The organism is Emticicia sp. (assembly GCF_049241225.1).
Taxonomy (GTDB): domain Bacteria; phylum Bacteroidota; class Bacteroidia; order Cytophagales; family Spirosomataceae; genus Emticicia.
Window position 1 is genome coordinate 1 of the sequence record NZ_JBMLRC010000017.1, and the last position, 6,010, is coordinate 6,010.

A 6,010-nucleotide genomic window follows, 5' to 3' on the forward strand; every position below is an offset into this window, starting at 1 on the left:
CCTTCTTCGATGAGTTTTCTATCGTCTTCGCTCAAAGTTGACAAATACTGCTCGTATTTTTTCTTATCGGCATCGGTTACGGCATATCTATCATAAGTATTGTAGAAATCCTTCATTGTTGGATCGGCCTCAACAACCGTTTCTTTGATGTCGGTTTTGTTTCTGATATTGCTCAACGTTTGTGCTTTGGCATCGGCATCAGCTTTAGCGGCAGCTTTTAGTTTGGCTGGGTCTTGGCTGTCGATGCTATACCATTCTACGTTGGCAATCGCTTGGTCGGCAGGTTCAACGCCGTAGAACCAACCTTTCCAGAACCAATCCAAATCAACGCCCGAAGCATCTTCCATGGTGCGGAAGAAGTCAGCTGGTGTTGGATGCTTAAACGCCCAACGGCGAGAATATTCTTTGAAAGCATAATCAAATAATTCACGTCCCATTACGCTTTCACGCAAAATATTCAAGCCAGTTGCGGGTTTTGAATAAGCATTCGGGCCGAAAGTTCCTGGCAAAATATTATCCGAGCTACTCATAATTGGATTTTGTTTGGCGGCATCAATTTTCATATATCCTGTAATTGCCTGTGGCTCAATACCACCCACTGGGAAATTTCTGTCCCATTCTTGAGAAGCCAAACATTCCAAAAATGTATTCAAACCTTCATCCATCCACGACCACTGACGCTCGTCAGAGTTTACAATCATCGGGAAGAAATTATGTCCAACTTCGTGAATTACTACCGAAATTAAGAAGTTTTTTGTACCTTCCGAGTAAGTACCATCAGCTTCGGGTCTTGCTCCATTGAAGCTCATCATTGGGTATTCCATACCACCAACCGAACCATGCACTGAGTAAGCAACAGGATAAGGGTAAGCAATGCTACGCTTTGAATAGCTTGTGAGCGTATGAGCAACTACTCTCGTAGAATATTGTCCCCAAAGTGGATTGGCTTCTTTTGGGTAAAGCGACATCGCCCAAACTTTTTTGCCTTCTACATCAACTTGCATGGCATCCCAGATAAATTTACGAGAAGCCGCAAAAGCGAAATCACGCACATTTTTAGCAGCATAAACCCAAGTCTTTTTACCAGTTGGCTTGCCTTTCTCCGCAGCCTCTGCCTCTTCTTGCGTTACGATTGCAATTGGAGTTTTAGTGTTTTTTGCTTGCTCCAAACGCTTGATTTGCGTAGTTGTCAATACGTCTTTTGCATTTTGGAGTTCGCCAGTTGCACCAACAACCATGTCGTTTGGAACAGTCAGAGCAACTTTATAGTCGCCAAATGGCAAAGTAAATTCGCCTTGACCTAAAAATTGCTTGTGTTGCCAGCCGTTTACGTCATCATAAACTGCCATGCGTGGAAACCACTGAGCAATTTCGTACAATACGTTTCCATCTTTCGGGAAAAGCTCGTAACCACTTCTTGCTCCACTTCCTTTCAAATCTACGATATTAAATTTCCAATCGACTTGTAGCGTAAAAGCCATGCCTTTAGCCAAAGGCGTTGGTAAATCTATACGCATCATTGTTTCGTTGATGGTATATTTCAAATCTTTTCCGAGAGCATCTTTTACGGCTGAAATCTTATAACCATAATCTTTAGCATTTGCTCCTGTCATATTGCCCAAAGTATTGAAACTCGCTCCATTGGCTGGGTTGATGGCCGATTGGCCAATACTCGAACCCATCGAACCTTTAGCAAAGAGATTTTGGTCGAGTTGCAGCCACAAATATCTTAATTCTTCGGGGGCATTATTGGTGTAAGTAATTTTTTCGGTTGCTGTTATCGACTGTTTTGAGTCGTCCAGTTCAGCCTTGATGTCGTAGTCGGCTTTTTGTTGCCAGTAATCTCGGCCAGGGCTACCCGCTGCCGTACGGAAAGTGTTTGGAGTTGGAAGAGCCGCACCTATTTGCTCAAATCTGGTATTGGCATTGTATTCGGTCGTGGGGCGTTGTTGAGCCTGCACTACCAAACTACAATTTAGAACAAGTAGGGTAAAGATGGATAGTTTTTTCATATAAAATGGATGAAGTTTGATTTTATGCGAAGATAGAAAGAAATAATTATTTTTGGTGAAGCCTAAAGAAAAAGCTACTCGAAAAACAAGTTTCTGAGTAGCTAAAAATCAATATCCTACAAAATTAGAACGCTGATAACGCAGATACAAGTAACCGCAGAGGCGGACCGTGCAGATTAACACAGATTTTTAAATCAGCGTTTATCTGCGTTTGAAAATCAGCGTCATCAGCGTTCTAAAATCTCATTGATTGTCAAACAATAATAAATGTGATATTATGCCTCAACTTCAATAACATTGATTTTTTGGATTTTATCTCCTTGACGAATCGCATCAACAACGTCAAGTCCTTCAACAACTTTACCGAAACAAGTATGATTACGGTCTAAGTGTTGGGTATTTGAGCGGTTATGGCAAATGAAAAACTGCGAACCACCCGTGTTACGTCCACGGTGAGCCATCGAAAGTACACCTTTATCGTGGTATTGGTTATTTCCTGTCAACTCACAAGGAATTGTATATCCTGGGCCACCAGCACCTGTACCAGTTGGGTCGCCTCCTTGAATCATAAAGTTTGGAATCACACGGTGGAAAATTAAACCATCGTAGAAACCTTTTTTTGCTAACGTAACAAAGTTATTTACTGCAATCGGAGCATCTTGCTCATAGAATTCGATTGTCATTGTACCTTTGTCGGTAATCATTTCTGCTTTTAACATACTTTTGAAAAATTGGTATATTGGAAAATTGGTTATTTGTAAACTGATTATCTGGAAAATTATTCTATCATTCACTCATGCAAAACTCAATCATTAATTTACCCGCCAATTGTCGTCATTGATTCTGAAACCACACTTGACCTACGATTTTCGGCCTCAAAACCATCTTTTGCTCGATTTTGAAGGGCATCATAAATGCGTTGTTTTATTTCTTCATCCGATAATTTCTGACGCATAAAATCTCTTACATTGAAAACACCATCATCATACAAACAAGTTCGGAAACTGCCCGTTGGCGTAACACGAATGCGATTACAAGTGCCACAAAAAGTTCGACTAAATGCTGCAATTACGCCAACTGTGCCTTTAAAATTTGGAATATGATAATTATATGACGTAGAATTAGGTTCGTCTTGTAATTTATAGAGTTCGGGATGTGCCGAACGAATTAAATCAATAATACGACGGTAACTCCAAAATTCCATTTGTTCGGGGCGTAATCCTTCGCCATTGAAAGGCATTTCTTCGATAAATCTCAATGAAACGTTTTGATTACGAGCTAATTCGACCATTGATAAAATATCTTCGTCGTTTTTACCTGCCATCACTACCGTGTTGATTTTTACAGGAATATCGTGTTCGAGAAGTGCTTCGAGCGTTGCCCACACTTTCGGAAATTCGTCTCGGCGAGTAATTTCAAAGAATCGTTGGCGGTCGAGTGAATCAAGGCTAAGATTAACCGAACTGATGCCAATTTTCTTTAATTCAGGCACTAATGGAGCCGTAAGTACGCCATTAGTCGTAATATTGATTTTGTTGATTCCCTCTATTTCTGACAATTTCCACAGAAAAGGAATAATATCTCGACGAACGAAAGGCTCTCCACCCGTGATTCTGACTTTACTAATGCCCATTTCGGCCAAAATCGTGCAAAGTCGAATCATTTCTTCGTAGCTCAGTAAATGCGGTTTGGGCAAATATTGAATTCCTTCTTCGGGCATACAATAAAAGCAACGCAAATTACAGCGGTCGGTTACAGCCAATCGCAAGTAATTAATGGGTCTTCCGTGATTATCTATGAGCATCAATACGATAAGTAATATTTACATAACCTATTTATAATCTTTGAGGTTCAAAAATTATAAATAGGTGTTATTGTTTGAGTAAATATACTCTCATTTCGTATAAAAAACCAAAAGAGGCACAGAATTCTCTATGCCTCTTTCGGATATTCTTTTCAAGAAAAGTTTTTAAGCTACTGACTCAGCTAAAACCAAAACTTTATTTTTGGCTGCTTCAACTACGCCACCATCCACAACGAAAGTTTCCTTTTTGCCGTTGGCTTCGATAACTAAGTTTCCTTTAGCGAGTGTGCTAACGATGGGTGCGTGGTTATTCAAAATTTGAAATCCACCGTTGCTTCCTGGTAAAATTACCGAGTCAACAACACCAGCGTAAACTTTCTTATCAGGAGTAATTATTTCTAAGTTCATAATTGATAACCCCCCCGCCCCTAAAGGGGAGCTTTTTTATTCGCTTTGGGGCATTTTATTAACTTATATAATATAGCCTCCTAAATTCCCCTTTAGGGGTTAGGGGTTTTATTTAGACGCTTCTGCGATTAATTTCTCACCTTTAGCTACTGCATCTTCGATAGTTCCTACCAAGTTGAAGGCAGCTTCTGGAAGGTGGTCATAATCGCCATCCATAATTTGGTTAAAGCCTTTGATTGTATCATTGATGTCAACCAAAACTCCTTTCAAACCTGTAAATTGCTCGGCAACGAAGAATGGTTGAGATAAGAAACGTTGTACACGTCTTGCACGTGATACCGTCAATCTATCTTCTTCTGAAAGTTCTTCCAAACCAAGGATTGCAATAATATCTTGTAATTCTTTGTAACGTTGTAAGATATTCTTCACACGTTGAGCAGTGTTGTAGTGAGCATCGCCCAATACTTGTGCCGACAAAATACGTGAAGATGAATCAAGAGGGTCAACCGCAGGATAGATACCTAACTCAGCAATTTTACGACTTAATACAGTTGTTGCATCAAGGTGAGTAAATGTTGTTGCAGGAGCAGGGTCAGTCAAGTCATCGGCAGGAACGTAAACAGCTTGTACTGATGTAATCGAACCACGCTTTGTTGAAGCGATACGCTCTTGCATAGTACCCATTTCAGTGGCCAATGTTGGTTGGTAACCTACCGCTGATGGCATACGACCCAAAAGGGCTGATACCTCAGAACCCGCTTGTGTAAAACGGAAGATATTATCAATAAAGAAAAGGATATCACGACCTTTACCTTCGCCATCACCATCACGGAAGTGTTCGGCTACTGTAAGACCCGAAAGGGCTACACGTGCACGGGCACCCGGAGGCTCATTCATTTGACCGAAGATAAATGTAGCTTGTGATTCTTTCAAAGCTTCTCTATCTACTACGCTCAAATCCCAGCCACCTTCTTCCATTGAATGTTTGAATTTGTCACCGTATTTAACGATACCAGATTCAATCATCTCACGGAGTAGGTCATTACCCTCACGAGTACGCTCACCTACACCCGCAAATACTGAAAGACCAGCATAAGCTTTGGCAATATTATTAATCAACTCTTGAATCAATACGGTTTTACCTACACCCGCACCACCAAAGAGACCAATTTTACCACCTTTTACGTAAGGAGCAAGTAGGTCAATTACTTTGATACCCGTGAAAAGTACTTCTGTTGCAGTTGCTAAGTCTTCAAACTTAGGAGCAGCACGGTGAATCGACATACCTTTGGTAGTCACTTCGCCCAAACCATCAATCGCCTCACCAACAACGTTGAACAAACGACCTTTGATTTCATCGCCAGTAGGCATTGTGATTGGTGAACCTAAGTGAAGCACTTCCATTCCACGTTGTAAACCTTCAGTTCCTTCCATCGCAATGGCACGAACTCGGTCTTCACCAAGGTGTTGTTGAACTTCAAGAATTACTTTCTGACCGTTTGCCTTTGTTACAGACAACGCATCGAGAATTGGAGGAATTTGAGAATTTTCGCCTTCAAAACTTACGTCCACTACGGGTCCGATAATCTGAGAGACTTTACCGATATTTGCCATTTATTGAGAATTTTAAATTAAAATCTGAAACGTTGATTTTAGTGTACTCGCATTTCAGCGTGCAAAATTAGCCAATCAAGTTCTTAAAAGCAAAACTTGTAGCAGAGTTTTTGTATTTTTTTTAGAGAAAAGTTCTATTTCTGCCTTATTTGTTGGAGTAAAAGAGGAAAAT

5 protein-coding genes are annotated in these 6,010 nt (G+C 40.5%); all 5 read right to left on the reverse strand.

Annotated features, from left to right (window positions below):
• A partial coding sequence (locus tag ACOVO2_RS00845; RefSeq protein ID WP_421768153.1) for a M1 family metallopeptidase occupies positions 1–2,012 on the reverse strand: 2,012 nt, incomplete at its 3' end.
• Positions 2,013–2,287: 275 nt separating this feature from the next.
• A complete protein-coding gene (locus ACOVO2_RS00850) occupies positions 2,288–2,731 on the reverse strand; it encodes a peptidylprolyl isomerase (RefSeq protein WP_188767107.1) in 444 nt (147 codons plus the stop codon).
• Between the two features lie 98 nt (positions 2,732–2,829).
• The gene (moaA, locus tag ACOVO2_RS00855; RefSeq protein WP_421768154.1) at positions 2,830–3,816 is read right to left on the reverse strand and encodes a GTP 3',8-cyclase MoaA; all 987 of its coding nucleotides are present in this window, start codon (positions 3,814–3,816) and stop codon (positions 2,830–2,832) included.
• A gap of 165 nt (positions 3,817–3,981) precedes the next feature.
• The gene (gene atpC, locus ACOVO2_RS00860; protein ID WP_188767103.1) at positions 3,982–4,224 is read right to left on the reverse strand and encodes an ATP synthase F1 subunit epsilon; all 243 of its coding nucleotides are present in this window, start codon (positions 4,222–4,224) and stop codon (positions 3,982–3,984) included.
• A gap of 108 nt (positions 4,225–4,332) precedes the next feature.
• A complete protein-coding gene (atpD, locus tag ACOVO2_RS00865) occupies positions 4,333–5,838 on the reverse strand; it encodes a F0F1 ATP synthase subunit beta (protein WP_421768155.1) in 1,506 nt (501 codons plus the stop codon).
• Positions 5,839–6,010 lie beyond the last annotated feature (172 nt).